The sequence below is a fragment of the Pseudomonas extremorientalis genome, from assembly GCF_001870465.1.
Classification (GTDB): Bacteria; Pseudomonadota; Gammaproteobacteria; order Pseudomonadales; family Pseudomonadaceae; genus Aquipseudomonas; species Aquipseudomonas extremorientalis.
This window is the reverse complement of sequence record NZ_MDGK01000044.1, coordinates 87,454-104,899: the sequence shown is the minus strand read 5'-3', so window position 1 is coordinate 104,899 and position 17,446 is coordinate 87,454. Positions and strand designations below refer to the sequence as shown.

Genomic DNA, 17,446 nt, shown 5'->3' with positions numbered 1-17,446 from the left:
AACTTGCCTGGTTGGTCAGCTAATGGACAAAAGGTCGTTTAAAAGCAAGGATAACGCGCAGATTGCCCTGTTGAGCAATGGCAGCAGGCGGATCTGAGAGTTTGTGATTTTTATTGTGTACAATTTTTTTAAAAAGTGTCTTAATCGATCATCGCCGGCTTTTTCGATGCCCTGAAAAAGTGCGGATCACTCTTCTATTGACCACAGGAGGCGCGTAGACGCCATGGGACGCTTGACCACACACGTATTGGACGCCGCACACGGCTGCCCCGGCAGCGCAATCAAGGTTGAGCTGTACCGCGTCGAAGGCGCGCAGCTGGCACTGGTCGCCACCGCGCAGACCAACAGCGACGGCCGCTGCGACGCACCGTTGCTGCAAGGCGATGACTACCGCAGCGGCGTGTACCAATTGCAATTCAGCGCTGGCGATTACTATCGCGCCCGTGGCGTGCAACTGCCGGAGCCGGCCTTCCTCGATGTGGTAGTGCTGCGTTTCGGCATCAGCGCCGAACAGGATCACTACCATGTCCCGCTACTGATTTCGCCCTACAGCTACTCCACCTATCGCGGTAGCTGAGCGTCAACTCGCTTCACACCCCCAAAGCCCTTCGTTGGTTTTTCGCCCGCCCACACTGCGGGCTTTTTTCGATTCTGGGCTTAACTATCTAGCTCCTTTCGCGTGTGCGCCCTATTTAGGCTGGGTTTTTCTCATTGATAGAAAACACCATGAGCCCGCCCCCCGATACCGATGATGCAGACATGGCCGCCCAAGCGGCGTCGCAGGAAATACGCAAAACACTGCGGTGGCGAATAAACGCCAGTACGCATCCCAGCCGCTTGATCAATAAGATTGCCTTTGCCGACCTTCGGTGCGTCGAGTCGACTCGGGCGCTTGCCCGCCTGATAGGACGTTCGCCCACAGTGTTGAAGGTCATCCGCGCCGAGCTGCACAAGGCGTTCGAGATTGACCCGGACACGCTGTTGTTTACCGAGCCCAAACCGCCGCTTGTACCTGAGAAGGTCCAGACGCTGACCGAGCGGGCATTGTTGTTGCTGGTCAAGCCGGTGGTGGAAATCAACGTCAATGCCTTTACCGTCCTGAGCGTCAAGGGTGAGCCGAGTCGTCGATTGTCCTACACGCCGTTGGAGGTATTGCAGCGGGTAGTCGAGATGCGGCTGTCTGACCGGCTGGCGCGTGCGCATGACACCTATTGGAATACCCTGGCCGAGGGTTCCTGGCTGACGCGGCGTGAGCGCTGGATCGAGCTGCATGCAGGACTGTTCGCTGACCGGGCCTTTATCTCGTGGCAACTCAACGAACTGTCGAGTGCGGCAATGCTGATGGTCCAGGCCGTGATCGATGCCCCGACTGCTGAAGCACGCCAGCGGGCAGGTGGGCATTGGGCCAACGTGCACGTGAGCCAATTGATGTGGCCGGGCTCGCCGGCTGAAGCGATCCCCGGAGCGTTGCATATTTACCGTGAGGGTGAGTCTGCTGAAGCCCTCCACGTGACTTACCTTCCAGGTGTGGTACGCAACTTCTACGAGTACCCGAGCTTCAACGACCTTCAGTGCGGCCTGCTGGAGCTGGACAGAGAGCGCTTTCACCAGTTGTGGCAGTGTATGCCGTTGAAGCGGCGCAATGGATTGTGCTCACCGGCCGGCCTGTCGTCGGCAACTGGATTCGCGTGTGGTCCGAAGATTGTGGGGGATGCGCTGACGCAAGGCACGCAGATGTTGCTGGAGGGGCAATGGGCCAATGAAGTCGCTTGTGCCTTTACGATTAATCTGGCCCAGGTCTTCTCCGCAGAGCCCCCCCAGTCTCAATCGCTGGAGGTAGTGCCCTTTCTCAGGTTCATGGAGCGCACCAGAAAGCAGTTGATCGGCGGCGTTCGCCTGGGGGCCATCCGCGACTCGTTACTTGAATGGGATCATCAGCGACGACACGCAGAAATAATTTTTGCCAGCATGCCACCCGGCCTCGCATTCCTTACCGTAAAGCATCAGGTCAAGCGCTATGAAAAAGGCCTGGTCGCGCTGTTGGCTCCGAATGATCCCGCTGCTCAGACACCTGCGTACCAAGATCACCTGTCGCTGATGAGCCAATTGGAGATTCATACACAGGCGTTAAAGACGTTGATCAAGGAGGCACCGCAAAGGTCGCTTGATCTGGCTTTTTGGGCTGAACGACCCGGCGGGGCGGGTACTCCCAGGCGTGTTTCGCTGTTCATGAACGCCCAGGCCGAGGCTCTGCGCTGTGAGGTTCAATTGCAACACCGGCTCAAGCTCCTCGGCACGGCACATCGGGACTTGATGATTGAGGTGATAGATCAGCCTTTGGCAAGCAAGCGCCCCGGCAGTCAAACCCAGGTGATGTCAGTCGCCATTGGCAACGACCCAGACGCCTTCTATCCGCTCCATAACGTGTGGGTGATCACCACCGCAGCGGCGTTGAGCAGGCCGACACGCCAGCTTCCCGTGGTTCTGTACGCCTTTGGGGAAGAGGGGGGGGTATTGGCTTTTTCCGGGGTGGACGGGCTAACACGCAGTCTCAAGGCAAGCCTGGGCAGTCGGGACGACTCTGTGCTGTGGGGCTGTGTCGAGCACGATAAACGTCGCGACTTACGTGCACATGCCGCCCGTGAAACCCTGAGCGTGCGCTATGTAGACATCCCGGGTAAGCCCGCGCTGGCCACTCTCAAGAAGTTGCTGGGGACTTACGACCGATTGCACAAAAGCAGCGAAGATATCACCCGTGTTTTCAGTGAGGTAAAGGATGCGCAGTTGAGCCGTGCGCTGCTGCTGACTGAGCTGGAGCAACAACTGAAGGCTCCTGTCAACAGCGCCCTGAGCCGAGCGCAGGCGAATATTGAGCTGCTGCGCAAGGTTGCGCTTGAAGCGAAAAAACTGCCGACATGGTTGACGACGGCAACGCGTGCGCAGCGTAGGCACTGCAGGCGCGTGCAAAAGCACTACATGAGCAGCGCCTGGGCATTGTTAGCGCGGCAAGAACAGCGTCTGCCAGATTTACACACGTATGCCAGGCAGGCGTTGACCGCCCGCTTGTATAGCGAGGGGATCGCCCTGGAGATTGATATGGACGAGCCTTTTATCGCGATGTCTGGCGATATTCACGGCACCTATTGTGATTACGAAGAGGCCTGCCTACTGAAGGACCCGAAAACCCGATTGCCTCTGTCTTCTGCATGCAGGGCCTTCAGTCTGATGGAGGTGGCGCTGCAAAACCTGGATCCGCTGGCATCCTGGACCCAGTACAAATTAAACCGTGCCTGTCTTCTGCGAGTGCCGTGGCCAGGCTTTCATGTTAACCATCTGAGGCAAATAATCGCTTCGCTGGATATCGGCGGTCGGTACGGCGTGCTGATCAAAGACAGTTTTTATCCACCCGTTAGCCCTGACCAGTCGCTCAGCGAAGGCCGAATGCCTGAGTTACTGAATCGAGTGTTGCGCGCGGGCGTTGACTATCATCTGTTTTCAGCGGTTCAACAGGGGCTGTCGGCGCAAGCGCAGAGCGTATTCAGCACTGCAATGGCCGCGCGAACGCCGCAGGACCTGTTGAAAAACCAGCATGAATTACAACTGCACGTGGTTCATCTGGTGGGGCATACGCTGCAGCATGATCGCTATGTCACCGGGATAGTGGTCGTGCAAGACAAGCACTCGCAGCTTTGCGTGGTCTATTGGCCGCAGGCCCCGCACGCCTGGGTGCTCACTGAGTACAGTAGTCTTGAACAAGCCACGGCTGAATTGAATCGCTTCGGCGCATTGCCCGATAACGCCAAGGCGCTGGCGCGGCAGGTCGCCGCCGGCTGGGCCTTTGAGGCAACGTTCGACGCTCTGTTTGAACGCAATGTCTTCAGCCTGGCTAAAGCGAAGGCTGGGATGTTTTTTGTGATCGGGAAATGGCTGTTGTCTCGTGTGACCCGCGCAAAGCATCTGGAGCCATCGCTGTCGCTTGATGAGATAGAAGCGCAGGTGTTCGAGCAGATTGCCAGCAACCCAAAGGATTGGCTGGCGATTGTCCCCCGGTCCAACAGCGATGCCCAGGCGTTGCTGTACCACGGCCATGTGCAGTGCCTGCAACGACAGACACAGGCCGCCAGCTATTCCAATAAGGCGCTGGAGGAATATCGAACCCGGCGCCTTCGCGACGATAGCGTATCTAAAATACGGATGATGTTAGGTGTCTTTTTTCCGATTGCCGGGGCGTTCAATGACATCGTTGAACTGTACCTGGCGGTGCGGCGCTATCAGCGTTCTGGCGATCCCCGTGATAAACGTGTGTTGGCCGATACGATAAAGCTTTCTATGGTTGGTCTTGTGATGACCTTCGTACCCGGCCCCAAGAGAGTCGGTAATGTGGCGAATGCTGCTATACGCTCTGCTTTGCCGCCGGCGTTGGGACGGATACGCCGTTGGCGTGGGGAACTGAGTGGCGTTCCCCGTCCGGTGTCATCGGTGAAGCAACTTCCGGCGCTGGAGCGTTTCAAAGTCAAATCGGTGCCCGAAGGGGCCGTGGCGCTCAAAGGGCTGGGCGAGGAGGGTGTGTACGCGAAGGGGGGCACGCTTTTCATGGCGGATGGCACCCACCATTACCCTGTTTATCGGCGCAACAACGAACCGTTTCTTCGCCTGAAAAACCAGCAGGTCGCGGGCCAGGACGAACTGATCCTGAACATCCATGAGTCGGGCGAGTGGTTGCTCGGTGCGGACGCGCCCCAGCCCGTGGCGGGGATGAGTTCAGGAACGTTGAATCCATGGCGCTCGCCGGTGTCGCCCCCGCCTGATTGGTGGCCGCCCATTGTGCGCACGGCGACGGAAAATACGATTCTTCGATCAACTAGCACGACTGAACATTGGACAAGTTGGCGTATACCAGCCCCTGATCCTCGACAAGTGGTTTCTCCTGCACCTGGCGTTTTCCGCGTTCCCGGTGAGGCCCCCGGTTGTTCCTATAATGTTGCGCGAATCGCCCCGCCGAATGTTCCATTCGACCACCTGACAAGTGGTTTTTACAGGTTGCTACCTGAGGGACAGCAGGCGCCTTTGAACCGTATTGTGTTTATGACAAAGAATGAGCCTCTGGCTTCAAAGGCTGCCGTTGATATCGTGCGCTGGACAAGCACGGCGCGGCATGAACAACCCCTTCCAATGTCCTTCTCTGCCCAGGGCGAATGGATACCCCATGCTCCGCTGTTCGACAGACCGTTGGCTCAGTCTGTAGGTGAGGCCTTCCCCTCCATGACAATCAGGGATCGAGATCTCACTGTCATACGCATGATTGAGTTGTCTGGGCCAGAAGGTTCTGCAACGGCAACTCATTTGCTTAACATCCGCACAACGTTGGACAAATGGTTGCCGCCACTGCCTGCTCGGCCGGGGCAAACGGATGACTTGTTGAGAATGCTAAGGCCCGTTGAGAGGGGCACCGGGAACTTTTTTATTGGTTATCAGGGTGCTAGCCCTGGCTTCACGCGTGTTGACTTTCAGATGAGGGGATTAGACCCCTCATTGCGGATCGTTAAGTCTCGTATCTCCCCCGAGCGCCGCACTGTGATGATGACTGCCGTCGAGGGGGGGCTGCTGCAGCGGGGGTTCACGGTTCATCAACTAGACGTTAAGCGTCCCGGTTCCCCATCATGTGAGTTGGCGGCGACGCACCCCGGGTCGAATTCACTTTATTACGTGTCAGTTCACTGGGTAGAGGGAGGGAGTATCCACTTACAAAAAAGACTGACCGATGAATGGCTCAACATTACCATTCGCAGAAACTCAAAGAACCCAGCATTCTTGCCCGTCAAAACAGCTATGGAGGAAGGGCGGTTGGTCCGGATCGTGGCAGGCATTCAATGGCCCACCACGGGTACGGTTCCCCCGAGCATTTATTTTGTCAAAGTGAGTCCATCCTGACCTTCATCAGCGACATCACCCCCGCACCGCCAAACAACCCTGCGCTGACGCGGTTGAACCAGCCTTGACCTTTGCCGCTGCGTAGATACCGTGCGGCCCCCTGGGCGCTCAAGCCATAGGCAAGCTTGCAGAGCAGGTCGAGCAGCGTCCAGGTGGCGATCATCATTAGCAATTGCGGCAGAAATGGCCTTTCGGCGCTGAGAAACTGAGGCAGGAAGGCGGCGAAAAACAGAATGTCCTTGGGGTTGCTCGCGCCGAGCACAAATGCGCGGCCAAACAGGCTGCAAAAGCGCGGTGTGGCAGCCGACATCATGACCTCGGCGCCTAGGGCCGGTTGTCGCGATTGCTTCCAGCTCTGCCAGGCCAAATAGAACAAGTAGGCTGCGCCGACCACCTTGAGCGCACTGAATAGCTGTTCCGACGCCAGCAACAGCGCGCCCAAGCCGAGGGCCGAGGCGCTGAGCAGGCAGATCGAGGCGGTTACGCCGCCGAGGAAGGCAGGGTAGGAGCGGCGCAAGCCATAGTTGAGGCTGTTGCTGATCATCAACAACGACAGCGGCCCGGGGATCAGGATCACCACCAATGCCGCGCCACTGAACAACAACCAGGTTTCCAGACTCATGCCTTGCTCCTCTTTATAGAAATATGAATTTCGCGATGAAAATCGCGCACAGCACCCACAGGCTCACGGAGATCTCGCGGTACTTGCCGGTACCGGCCTTGAGGGCCACGTAGGTGATAAACCCCAGGGCAATCCCATCGGCGACCGAGAACGTCAGCGGCATCATGATCGCGGTGACAATCGCCGGAATGCTGTCGGTGGCCTCATCCCAATTGATATGGGCCATGCTCGCCATCATCAGCATTGCCACGTAAATCAGCGCACCTGCGGTGGCATAGGCCGGAATCATCCCGGCCAGCGGTGCGAAAAACATCGCGGCCACAAACAGCACGCCGACGGTGACGGCGGTCAACCCGGTACGGCCACCTGCGGCCACGCCCGCAGCACTTTCCACGTAGCTGGTCACCGGCGGCACACCGACCATGGCACCGAACACGCTGGAGGCACTGTCGGCCTTCAATGCACGGGACAGGTTGTCGATCTTGCCGTCGGCATTGACCAATCCGGCCCGTTGCGCGACGCCCATCAGTGTACCTGCGGTGTCGAACATGTGTACAAAAAGAAAGGCAAATACCACGCTGATCATGCTGACATTGAACACACCCGCTACGTCCATCGCCATCCAGGTCGGCGCCAGGCTCGGTGGGGTGGAGATGAAACCGTTGTAATGCACCAGGCCCAGGCCCCAGCCGGCGAGCGTCACGGCGATGATGCTGATCAGGATCGCGCCGAAAACCCGGTGGTAGCTGAGAATCGCGATCAGTAAAAAGCACACCGCCGCCAACAGCGGCGCAGGCTCATGCAAGGAGCCGAGCTTGATGAGGGTCGCCGGGCTGTCGACGATGATGCCGGCGGTCTTCAGGCCGATCACCCCGAGGAACAACCCCACGCCGGCACCCATGGCGTGGCGCAGGCTGACGGGGATGCTGTTGAGCAGCCATTCACGCACCCGGGACAGGGTCAGGAACATGAACAGCACACCGGAGATAAACACGGCGCCGAGGGCGGTCTGCCAGGTGTAGCCCATGGTACCAACCACGGTGTAGGTGAAAAACGCATTCAAACCCATGCCCGGCGCCAGGCCCACGGGCCAGTTGGCATACAGCCCCATCAACAGGCAACCGAGTGCGGCGGCGATGCAGGTGGCGACGAACGCCGCACCGTGATCGATGCCCGCGTCGGCCATGATGTTGGGATTGACGAAGATGATGTAGGCCATGGTGATGAAGGTGGTGAGGCCGGCGATCAGCTCGGTCTTCACTGTGGTGCCATGCAAGCGCAGTTTGAACAGGCGTTCCAGCCAGCCATTTGGTGAGGGGGCAAGGTCCAGCGTCGGGGCTTCGGATTTGCGGCTATCCACAGCGAGTACTCCTCAAGCATTTTATTGTTATGGCCAGCGCGGAAGCGCTGAGAGGTACTGGCGGGTTTGTTGACCAATAGGTCAGGAACTCGCACGAAGCGAATTATGCTTTTGTATACAAATAAAGCAAATAATGTTTTCTATCTGCTGCGCCAAATAGATGAAAGGCAACCAAAGGGTCAGGGCTGGTTGGCGAGCGCCTGATTCACCGTCAGCCACCCAACCACCGCGTCTTCACCGGCGTCATTGAAGGCACGTTGCAGCAACTTCACCTGTTCGCGGCGCAGTGACTGTTCGAAGCGCAGGCCTTCTTCGGTCAATTCCAGCAGGCGTTTGCGCTTGTCTGTCTCGGACGCGACGCTGTTGACCAGGTGCATCTCCTGCAATTGGCGCAGAGGGATGTTCAGTGCCTGCTTGCTCACACCGAGCAGTTCCAGCAGTTCCTTCACGCTCAGCGCCGGGTAGCGCGCGATGAAAAACACGATGCGCTGATGCACCCGGCTCAGCCCGCGGCGCTCGAGCATTTCGTCAGCCTTGGCGGTAAACGCCTGGTAGCCGAAGAAAAACGCTTCCATCGCGGCCTGCTGGGCGGTTGGGTTTTTAAGGTCAAGCATATTGACGTATCCGTGCGAGTCGTCGTAATTTCGGTCAACCAGTTTGACGTATTTCCCACAGTCTTCGCTACCGGTGACCCCATGGCCTTCTCTGAACGTGTTACGCGCCTCAAAAGCTCCCTGATCCGTGAAATCCTCGCGGCGGCCCAGCGCCCGGAAGTGATGTCGTTCGCCGGTGGCCTGCCGGCCGAAGCCATGCTGCCTGCCTTGAACTGGGACGACATGCCGCTGAACATCGGCCAGTACGGCATGAGCGAAGGCGAACCGCAGTTGCGCGAACTGCTCGCTGCCGAGGCGCGTGCCCTGGGCGTGCCGTGTCAGGCCAGCCACGTGCTGGTGGTCAGCGGCTCCCAGCAGACCCTCGACCTGGCGGCCAAGCTGTACATCGACAAGGGCACCCGGATCCTGCTGGAAGGCCCGACCTACCTGGCCGCGTTGCAGATCTTTCAACTGTTCGGCGCCGATTGCCTCACCGTGCCACTGGACGCCGACGGCCCGGACCTGAACGCGTTGCGTGCCAACCTTGAACGCCATCGCCCGGCGTTCATCTACCTGATCCCGACCTTCCAGAACCCCTCGGCCGTGCGCTACAGCGAGGCCAAGCGCGAAGCCGTCGCCGCCTTGCTCGACGAATTCGGCGTGACCCTGATCGAAGACGAACCCTACCGCGAACTGACTTTCGACGGCGGCAGCGCCAGACCCATCGTCGGGCGCCTGAAAAAAGCCAGCTGGATCTACACCGGCACCGTGTCCAAGACCCTGTTGCCGGGCCTGCGCGTGGGCTATCTGATCGCCAGCCCGGACCTGTTCCCGCACCTGCTCAAGCTCAAGCAATCGGCGGACCTGCACACCAACCGCGTCGGCCAATGGCAGGCCATGCAGTGGATCGGCACGGAGCAATACCAGCAGCACCTGACTCAACTGCGCGGCTTTTATCGCGAGCGCCGCGATGCTTTCCAGTCGGCGCTGGAGCGTCACTTCGTCGAGCTGGCCGACTGGCAGGTGCCCCAGGGCGGTTTATTCTTCTGGCTGACCTTGAAACAGCCGCTCGACACCCGCACCTTGTTGGCTCAAGCGCTCGACCAGAACGTCGCGTTCATGCCCGGTGAACCGTTCTTTTCCGAGCCCGACCGACACCTGGGTTCGTTGCGGCTCAATTTCAGCCATATCGACCCGGCCCGTTTGGACGAAGGTCTCAAGCGCCTGGCCGCGGTGGTCCGTCAAGCACAGCACGCGCAAGCAGCATAAGGGGGAGCCCCATGTACAAGGTTTATGGCGATTACAAGTCGGGCAACTGCTACAAGGTCAAATTGATGCTCAGCCTGCTGGGCATCCCGTACCAATGGATCGATGTGGACATCCTCAAGGGTGACACCCAGACCGCCGAGTTCCTGGCGAAGAACCCCAACGGCAAGATCCCCGTTCTGGAGCTGGAAGACGGCACCTGCTTGTGGGAGTCCAACGCGATCCTCAACTTCCTTGCCGATGGCAGCGAGTTCCTGCCCACCGAACCGCGCCTGCGCACCCAAGTGTTGCAGTGGCAGTTCTTCGAGCAGTACAGCCATGAGCCGTACATTGCGGTGGCGCGGTTTATCCAGTTTTACCTGGGCCTGCCCGAGGACCGCCTGGAGGAATACAAGAAACTGCACAAAGGCGGTTACAAGGCACTCAAGGTCATGGAGCGCCAACTGCAACTGACGCCGTACCTGGTGGGCGAGCAGTTCTCCATCGCCGATGTGGCCTTGTATGCCTATACCCATGTGGCCCATGAGGGTGGTTTTGAGCTGGAGGCTTATCCGGCTGTGCAGGCGTGGTTGAAGAGGGTTGCCAGCCATCCCAAGCATGTGGCCATGCTCGGTTAAACCTGTGGTAGGGGGCTTGCTCCTCCCACATTCAGTTCTTCGTTCAGCAAGTCAAAGCAGCGTTGCGCCGCCGGGCTCAGGCCCATCCCGCTGCGACTGATCAGCCCGATCTCCCGGTTTACGCCGGGATGCTCGATGTGGATGCGCTTCAACCCCGCCAGGCTGTCCGCCGCCGATTCCGGCAGCACACTGATCCCCAACCCCTGGCGCACCAGTGCCAGCACCGTCGACATGTAGTTGGCCTCCATGCCCGCGTTCATCGTCAGGCGCGTCTCATCGAACAGCGCATCCACTTGCTCGCGCACGCTGCTGTCGCGGCCAGTGAGGATGATCGGTTGGTCCGCCAGTTGTGCCAGGGTCAGTTTGCGATGGCGGGTCAGCGGATGACCGACCGGTACAAACGCGCACAGGCGATCGTTCAGCACTGGCACGAACTCCAGGCCATGGCTGAGCCGTGCGCGCACGCCGATGCCGAAATCCACCTCGCCGGACCGCACCTGGGCGTGTATGCGATGGGCCACCAGGTCATGCAGGCGCACTTCGATTCCGGCAAAACGTTCGCGAAACAGGCGCAGCACCGGTGGCAGGCTGCCGGCACAGACCGAGGGCAGGGCGGCGATGGTCACCACGCCTCGGCGCAACGCCGCCAGGTCGCGGGACCCGCTGACGATGTTGTCCAGATCCAGCAGCAGTTTTTCCATCGGCCCACGGGCGTCCTGGCCAGCGGCGGTGATGCTGACGTGGCGCGGGCTGCGGTCGAGCAGGGCGACGCCGAGCCAGTCTTCCAGTTGTTGCACCTGCACCGTCAGCGCAGAAGGCGACAGATGCAGCTCATTGGCCGCCTTGGTGAAACTGCCAGTACGGGCCACGGCAAGAAACGCCTGAATGTGTTGGATACTGTTCTTCATTTTGTTTTTCCGAACACTAGCGGGTGAATATTCCAATTTACAAAGACTAACCTGCTTCCAATACTCCAGGGAAAACAATAACCGACCAAAAAGGTCGCTCTGGAGTAACCCATGCTCGCTACCCTGGGTGTCATCACCATCCTGTGCCTGCTCGCTGCCGTCATGAGCAAACGCCTCTCGCCGCTGGTGGCCCTGATCGCCTTGCCGATCATCGCCGCACTGCTCGGTGGGTTCGGCCTGCAAACCAGCGCCTTCATCATCACCGGTATCAAGAACGTCGCCCCCGTGGTCGGCATGTTCGTCTTTGCGATCCTGTTTTTCGGGATCATGACCGATGCCGGCATGCTCGACCCCATCATTGATCGCATCCTGCGCACGGTAGGGACGCGTCCTACACGCATTGTTGTAGGCACCGCGACCCTGGCGCTGCTGGTACACCTGGACGGCTCCGGCGCGGTGACATTCCTGGTGACGGTACCGGCGATGTTGCCGCTGTATACGCGGCTGGGTATCGATAAGCGCATCCTGGCCTGTGTCTGCGCGATGGCGGCCGGGGTCAACTTCCTGCCGTGGACGGGCCCGGTGCTGCGCTCGTCAGCGGCCCTGCACGTGCCGGTGGCGGACCTGTTCCAGCCGTTGATCCCGGTGCAGATCGTCGGCCTGATCTTTGTGTTTGCCTGTGCCTGGTGGCTGGGCCGTCGCGAAGAAAAACGCCTGGGCCTCGGCGCCGGCTCCACGGTGGATGCGGTGCCGCAACGGGTGCTCAGTGAAGACGATATCAAGCTGCGTCGCCCGCGCCTGTTCTGGGTCAACCTGATCCTGACCGTGCTGGTGATGGTGGTGATGATTGCCGGCTGGGTCGACCCGGTGGTGATGTTCATGCTCGGCACCGTAGTGGCGTTGTGCATCAACTATCCGAACGTAGATGCCCAGCGTGCCCGCATCGATGCCCATGCCAAGACCGCCCTGACCATGGCCAGTATCCTGCTGGCCGCCGGGGTGTTCACCGGCATCATGCAAGGCACCGGTATGCTCAAGGCTATCGCCGAAGTAGCGGTGGCGCAGATTCCGGCGGGTCACGGCAAGTTGATCCCGGCGGTGGTGGGGTTCATTTCCATGCCGTTGAGCATGCTGTTCGACCCCGATTCCTACTATTTCGGCGTGATGCCGGTGATCGCCGAAGTCGGCAAGGCCCTGGGCGTCGACCCGCTGCAAGTGGCCCAGGCCTCGTTGCTGGGGGTGCACACCACCGGCTTCCCGGTCAGCCCGCTGACCCCTGCGACTTTCCTGTTGGTGGGCCTGTGCAAGATCGAGTTGGCCGATCACCAGCGCTTCACCATTCCGTTTCTGTTTGCCGCGTCGGTGTTGATGACCCTGACCGCGTTGCTCCTGGGAGTGATTTGAGATGAAAACCTTGCGCATCGGTTCTGGTGCCGGCTATTCCGGCGACCGTATCGAACCGGCGGTCGAGTTGGCCGAACACGGCGACCTGGATTACCTGGTATTCGAATGCCTGGCTGAACGCACCATCGCCTTGGCGCAACAGGCGCGGATCAGCGATCCGCAGGGCGGTTACGATCCACTGTTGAGTGAGCGCATGCGCCGGGTGCTGCCGTTTGTGGGTGTGCAGACCGGGCGCCGTCGCCTGCGGGTGATCACCAATATGGGCGCGGCCAATCCAGTGTCGGCGGCGGCCGAAGTGCGGCGAATTGCTGTTGAGTTGGGCCTGGATCTCAAGGTGCTCGCTGTGGTGGGCGACGACGTGTTGACGATGTTGCAGCCCGAGTTTCTGCTGGATAACGGCCAGACCGTCGGCTCTTTGGGCGAACGGTTGATCTCTGCGAATGCCTACCTGGGCGTCGACGGCATTCTGCAGGCATTGCACGCCGATGCGGACGTGGTGATCACCGGGCGCGTGGCCGACCCCTCGCTGTTCCTGGCGCCGCAGATGGTTGAGTTCGGCTGGGCGGCGGACGATTGGCCGCGGCTGGGGCGCGGCACCTTGGTGGGTCATTTGCTCGAATGTGCCGGGCAAGTCAGCGGTGGGTATTTTGCCGACCCGGGTTTCAAGGATGTGGATGACCTGGCGCGCCTGGGTTTCCCGCTGGCCGAGATTGATGCTGACGGTCAGGCCGTGATCACCAAGGTCACCGGCTCCGGTGGGCGGGTCAGCCGTGCCACCTGCACCGAGCAGCTGATCTACGAAGTGCATGACCCTGCGGCCTATCTGACGCCGGATGTAACCGCCGATTTTTCCCGGGTGTGCTTTGTCGAGGAGGGCGCTGATCGCGTTCGTGCCCAAGGTGCTGGTGGTCGCTCGCGTCCCGAACGGTTGAAGGTGAGTGTTGGCTATCTGGACGGCTGGATCGGCGAAGGGCAGATGTCCTACGGTGGGCCCGGTGCTGTCGCACGGGCGCAGCTGGCGCGGGATGTCGTGCTCAAGCGCCTTGAGTTGATAGGCGTGAAGATGCAGGACGTGCGTGCCGAACTGATCGGCATGGACTCGCTGCACGGCCCGCGCAGCACGGTGGAGCCCTGGGAAGTGCGCCTGCGCGTGGCGGCACGCTGTGAAGAGCGCAGCGAAGCGGTGCGCGTGGGCAACGAAGTGGAAACCCTTTACACCAATGGCCCGTCCGGTGGCGGCGGCGCGAGCAAGAGCGTGCGGCAGGTGGTGGCGGTGGCGTCGTTGCTGCTGCCGCGTGATGCGGTCAACCCGAGGATCGAAGCATGAAGCTGCACACACTGGCCCATTCCCGCACGGGGGATAAGGGCGATACGTCGAACATTTCGATCATTGCCTATCGTGCCGAGGATTACCCCTGGCTCTGCGAACAACTGACCGTCGAGCGTGTGGCTGGGTTTTTTGCGGATCTACTGGAGCCAGGCGCCGCACCGGTGCGGCGCTATGAGCTGGCGAATGTGCAGGCACTGAACTTCGTGCTGCCGGGCATCCTGCGCGGCGGTGTGACCCGCTCGCTGGCGCTGGATGCCCATGGCAAGTGCCTGGGCTCTGCACTGCTGGACATTGATTTGCCAATAATGAACTAAGTGTGGGAGGGGGCTTGCCCCCGATAGCAGAGTGTCAGTCACACACTAAGTTGACTGATACACCGCCATCGGGAGCAAGCTCCCTCCCACATGGGTCATCCAGTGTCTGTCAGACCGCAGCGAAACGCTTGTCGAGGTAATCGATGATCACCTCGGAGTCATACATCCAGGTGGTCTGGCCATTCTCTTCAATGCGCAGGCACGGCACCTTGATCTTGCCGCCTTGCTCCAGCAGGGTCTGGCGGTCCTGCTCGTTGTTCTTCGCGTCCTTCAACGCCACCGGCACATTCAGGCGGTGCAGGGTGCGACGGGTCTTCACGCAGAACGGGCAGGCGTGGAACTGATACAGGGTCAGTTCCTTGGCCGCTGCATTCACCTGCGCCTGCTGTTCGGCGGGGCGCTGTTTTTTACGGGGACGGGTCAGGAAGTCGCCCGCGATGATGATCTGGCCGAGGCCGACTCGAAGTGCTTTGACCAACATGGTTTAAACCTCTTGCCCATAACTGAGGGGCGGCAGCTTACCTGAATTCTGCGGGCGAAAAAAAAACCGGCGATGAACGCCGGTCTTTTCCTACGCAGCCCGTTACTTGATCAGGCTAAGGAATTCGCTGCGGGTCGCCGCGTTTTCGCGGAACTCACCCAGCATCACCGAAGTGATCATCGACGAATTCTGTTTCTCCACACCACGCATCATCATGCACATGTGCTTGGCCTCGATCACCACGGCCACGCCCAGGGCGCCGGTGACTTGCAACACCGCGTCGGCGATCTGGCGACTGAGGTTTTCCTGGATCTGCAGGCGGCGGGCATACATGTCGACAATCCGCGCGACCTTGGACAGGCCCAGCACTTTGCCGCTCGGGATGTAGGCAACGTGGGCCTTGCCGATAAACGGCAGCAGGTGGTGTTCGCACAGCGAGTACAACTCGATGTCCTTGACCAGCACCATTTCGCTGTTGTCGGAGCTGAACAAGGCACCGTTGGTGACTTCTTCCAGTGTCTGCTCATAGCCGCGGCAGAGGTACTGCATCGCCTTGGCGGCACGCTTTGGCGTGTCGAGCAGGCCCTCGCGGGAAACGTCCTCGCCGAGTTGGCCGAGGATCGCGGTGTAATTCTGTTCCAGGGACATGAAACTACCTGTGGGATTTTCGCAAAGCGCAAGGTTACGGTGGCGGGCACATCGCTGCAAGCCTGACGATGGCACTTGTTACTCGTCGCGCCCTTCCATCATGGTCCGCTTGAGCATCACATACACCGCCCCCGCGCCGCCGTGGCGGGCCTGGCACGAGGTAAAGCCGAGTACCTGGGCGTGCTGGCGCAGCCAGGTGTTGACGTGGCTCTTGATCATCGGCCGCTTGCCGTCCAGCCGCACGGCCTTGCCATGGGTGACGCGCACGCAGCGGATTTCGAATTTGGTGGCTTCGGCGAGGAAGGCCCACAGGGTTTCCCGGGCTTTTTCCACGGTCATGCCGTGCAGGTCGAGGCTGCCTTCGAACGGGATCTGGCCGATCTTGAGCTTGCGCATCTGGCTTTCCTGCACACCGTCGCGGGCCCACATCAGCTCGTCTTCGGGGCCGACGTCGATCACGAACTGGTCCGACAGGCCGTCCACGGTGGTGGCATCGGTGCGCACGGTCGCGGCCTGGCGCAGCTTGGCGATCTGCGCGCGGTCGGCCTTGGGTTTGCCGGTGTCGGCGCGGTCGTGCTTGATCGGCTTGACGCCGCGCAGCTCGTTTTTGAACAGGGAAAAATCGTCGTCTTGCATGTCAGCCTCCGCGAAGGGCGGGCAGTTTACCTAAATCGCGGCGGCCGGGGCGCAGGAAACGCTATCCAAGCGCCATCAGTCGTGTTTTTTCATCAGGTGCGAAGCGATATTAAGCGACAACGGCTGGCGCATTTTCCGACGGCTGCGCCGCCACAACCATACGCCCAACCACAGTACCAGCAGCCCGATCCCCAACAGGATAGCCGAGCCGCCAGGGCTGGCATTCAGCTCGCCAAGGGCCGGGGAGTGACCAGACAGACCAGCGCCACCAGCGCCGGCCAACAGCAGACCTACGATCGCCAGCAGCGCGGCGATGCCGGCAACCAGGCGCAGACGCCAGTTGCTCGGGCCCTTGGGGCGCAAGCGACGAGCATCAAAACCATCGGATATCTTCATTCCGACCTTTCCTCCAGGGTATCGGCCCTTCGACCGGACAATACACAGGTTGTTCCGGGGCGAGGGGTAAATGCGCCAAATGAAAAGGCTTTGCGGATGAGCGGGGTAATAAACATTGCCGCACCGCTCATCAGAAGGTCGATCAGATCAGGTCTTTGGTCAACGCCAGGGTGGCGAAGTTGTCGGCCATGATGGCCATTTCGGTCTGCTGTACGTGCTCGGCGCTCAGGATGCCGCCTTTGCAAGGCAGGTCGCGGGTGGCGCAGGCATCTTCCACCAGGGTGCAGCGAAAGCCCAGGTTCTTGGCGGCACGCACGGTGGTGCTGACGCTGGAGTGGCTCATGAAGCCGCAGACAATCAGGTCCAGGGAACCGAGGTCCTGCAGGTGTTTTTCCAGGCCGGTGCCGTGAAATGCGCTGGGCAGCAGTTTGCCGATGATGGTTTCGTCGCCTGCAGGCTCAAGGCCCGGGATGAACTCACCCCGTTCGCCTTGCGGGTCGAACAAGCCGCCAACGGTGCCCAGGTGACGCACATGCACGATCGGGCGCCCGGCGTTGCGCGCTGCGGCGACCAGTTGCTTGATGTTACCAACGGCCGCGTCCATGCCCGAGAGGGCGAGCGGGCCGCTGAGGTATTCCTTCTGGGCGTCGATGATCACGAGGGTCGCATGGCTGAGGTTCGCAGCTGCGTAACCACGACCGCTGAGTTGAAACATCGTCTTTGGAACGGACATTCTGGGGCTCCTGTGAGGGGGGCTTTTGCGACATTGTCCACTGGCTGAGCGGTTCTGTGAATCGCTACCATCGTAAGGTACGCCGTTGTTGACGTGTAGCCATGTCAAGAGGTGGGCCTGTTTGACACAATGATGGCAATTCGGATGAAATCCGACGGATGGGCGCTGGGTTTCGTACATCGTCGGTACAGGTGAACGCTGTTAGAA

General features: G+C 60.2%; 16 protein-coding genes. 7 read left to right on the top strand and 9 right to left on the bottom strand.

Translation table 11 applies throughout. From position 1 onward, the window contains the following. Positions 1–223: 223 nt before the first annotated feature. Positions 224–577 (top strand): hydroxyisourate hydrolase, encoded by a 354-nt coding sequence (uraH, locus tag BFN10_RS17795; protein WP_071490780.1) that lies wholly within the window; start codon positions 224–226, stop codon positions 575–577. Between the two features lie 149 nt (positions 578–726). Further along, complete coding sequence (locus tag BFN10_RS17790) at positions 727–5,931, top strand: dermonecrotic toxin domain-containing protein (RefSeq protein ID WP_071490779.1); 5,205 nt, start codon at positions 727–729, stop codon at positions 5,929–5,931. Here the strand turns inward: BFN10_RS17790 and BFN10_RS17785 are convergent. The 3 genes from BFN10_RS17785 to BFN10_RS17775 all read right to left on the bottom strand — a co-directional run bounded on the left by BFN10_RS17785 (position 5,912) and on the right by BFN10_RS17775 (position 8,527). Further along, on the bottom strand, positions 5,912–6,553 hold the full coding sequence (locus tag BFN10_RS17785; RefSeq protein WP_071490778.1) for a LysE family translocator: 642 nt from the start codon (positions 6,551–6,553) through the stop codon (positions 5,912–5,914). The genes BFN10_RS17790 and BFN10_RS17785 overlap by 20 nt on opposite strands. A gap of 13 nt (positions 6,554–6,566) precedes the next feature. Further along, positions 6,567–7,913, bottom strand: coding sequence for an NCS2 family permease (locus tag BFN10_RS17780; RefSeq protein ID WP_071490777.1), 1,347 nt, complete (start codon positions 7,911–7,913; stop codon positions 6,567–6,569). 179 nt (positions 7,914–8,092) lie between these two features. After that, positions 8,093–8,527 (bottom strand): MarR family winged helix-turn-helix transcriptional regulator, encoded by a 435-nt coding sequence (locus tag BFN10_RS17775; RefSeq protein ID WP_071490776.1) that lies wholly within the window; start codon positions 8,525–8,527, stop codon positions 8,093–8,095. A gap of 81 nt (positions 8,528–8,608) precedes the next feature. Between BFN10_RS17775 and BFN10_RS17770 the strand changes: the two genes are divergently transcribed. After that, a complete protein-coding gene (locus tag BFN10_RS17770; protein ID WP_071490775.1) occupies positions 8,609–9,775 on the top strand; it encodes an aminotransferase-like domain-containing protein in 1,167 nt (388 codons plus the stop codon). Between the two features lie 11 nt (positions 9,776–9,786). After that, a complete protein-coding gene (locus BFN10_RS17765) occupies positions 9,787–10,389 on the top strand; it encodes a glutathione S-transferase family protein (RefSeq protein WP_071490774.1) in 603 nt (200 codons plus the stop codon). On the opposite strand, the gene BFN10_RS17760 is transcribed toward BFN10_RS17765, so the two are convergent. Beyond that, entirely contained in the window at positions 10,386–11,297 is a 912-nt protein-coding gene (locus tag BFN10_RS17760) for a LysR family transcriptional regulator (protein ID WP_071490773.1), read from the bottom strand. The genes BFN10_RS17765 and BFN10_RS17760 overlap by 4 nt on opposite strands. A gap of 111 nt (positions 11,298–11,408) precedes the next feature. On the opposite strand from BFN10_RS17760, the gene BFN10_RS17755 reads away from it, so the two are divergent. The 3 genes from BFN10_RS17755 to BFN10_RS17745 are packed head-to-tail and all read left to right on the top strand — an operon-like array spanning position 11,409 to position 14,345. Next, positions 11,409–12,701: a CitMHS family transporter gene (locus BFN10_RS17755; protein ID WP_071490772.1), complete on the top strand. Its 1,293-nt coding sequence runs from the start codon at positions 11,409–11,411 to the stop codon at positions 12,699–12,701. Position 12,702: 1 nt separating this feature from the next. Then, positions 12,703–14,028, top strand: a complete 1,326-nt coding sequence (locus BFN10_RS17750) for an acyclic terpene utilization AtuA family protein (RefSeq protein WP_071490771.1) — start codon at positions 12,703–12,705, stop codon at positions 14,026–14,028. Beyond that, the gene (locus BFN10_RS17745; RefSeq protein ID WP_071490770.1) at positions 14,025–14,345 is read left to right on the top strand and encodes an AtuA-related protein; all 321 of its coding nucleotides are present in this window, start codon (positions 14,025–14,027) and stop codon (positions 14,343–14,345) included. Before BFN10_RS17750 ends, BFN10_RS17745 begins: the two co-directional genes overlap by 4 nt. Positions 14,346–14,454: 109 nt before the next feature. Here the strand turns inward: BFN10_RS17745 and BFN10_RS17740 are convergent, their stop codons facing one another. The 5 genes from BFN10_RS17740 to BFN10_RS17720 all read right to left on the bottom strand — a co-directional run bounded on the left by BFN10_RS17740 (position 14,455) and on the right by BFN10_RS17720 (position 17,239). Beyond that, entirely contained in the window at positions 14,455–14,826 is a 372-nt protein-coding gene (locus tag BFN10_RS17740; RefSeq protein ID WP_071490769.1) for a glutathione S-transferase N-terminal domain-containing protein, read from the bottom strand. A 102-nt stretch (positions 14,827–14,928) separates the two neighbouring features. Continuing rightward, positions 14,929–15,474, bottom strand: coding sequence for a GTP cyclohydrolase I FolE (gene folE / locus BFN10_RS17735; protein WP_003236739.1), 546 nt, complete (start codon positions 15,472–15,474; stop codon positions 14,929–14,931). Between the two features lie 78 nt (positions 15,475–15,552). Next, complete coding sequence (locus tag BFN10_RS17730; protein WP_058424628.1) at positions 15,553–16,110, bottom strand: Smr/MutS family protein; 558 nt, start codon at positions 16,108–16,110, stop codon at positions 15,553–15,555. Between the two features lie 75 nt (positions 16,111–16,185). After that, positions 16,186–16,506, bottom strand: a complete 321-nt coding sequence (locus BFN10_RS17725) for a hypothetical protein (RefSeq protein WP_058424627.1) — start codon at positions 16,504–16,506, stop codon at positions 16,186–16,188. 142 nt (positions 16,507–16,648) lie between these two features. Further along, positions 16,649–17,239 (bottom strand): cysteine hydrolase family protein, encoded by a 591-nt coding sequence (locus BFN10_RS17720; protein WP_071490768.1) that lies wholly within the window; start codon positions 17,237–17,239, stop codon positions 16,649–16,651. Positions 17,240–17,446 lie beyond the last annotated feature (207 nt).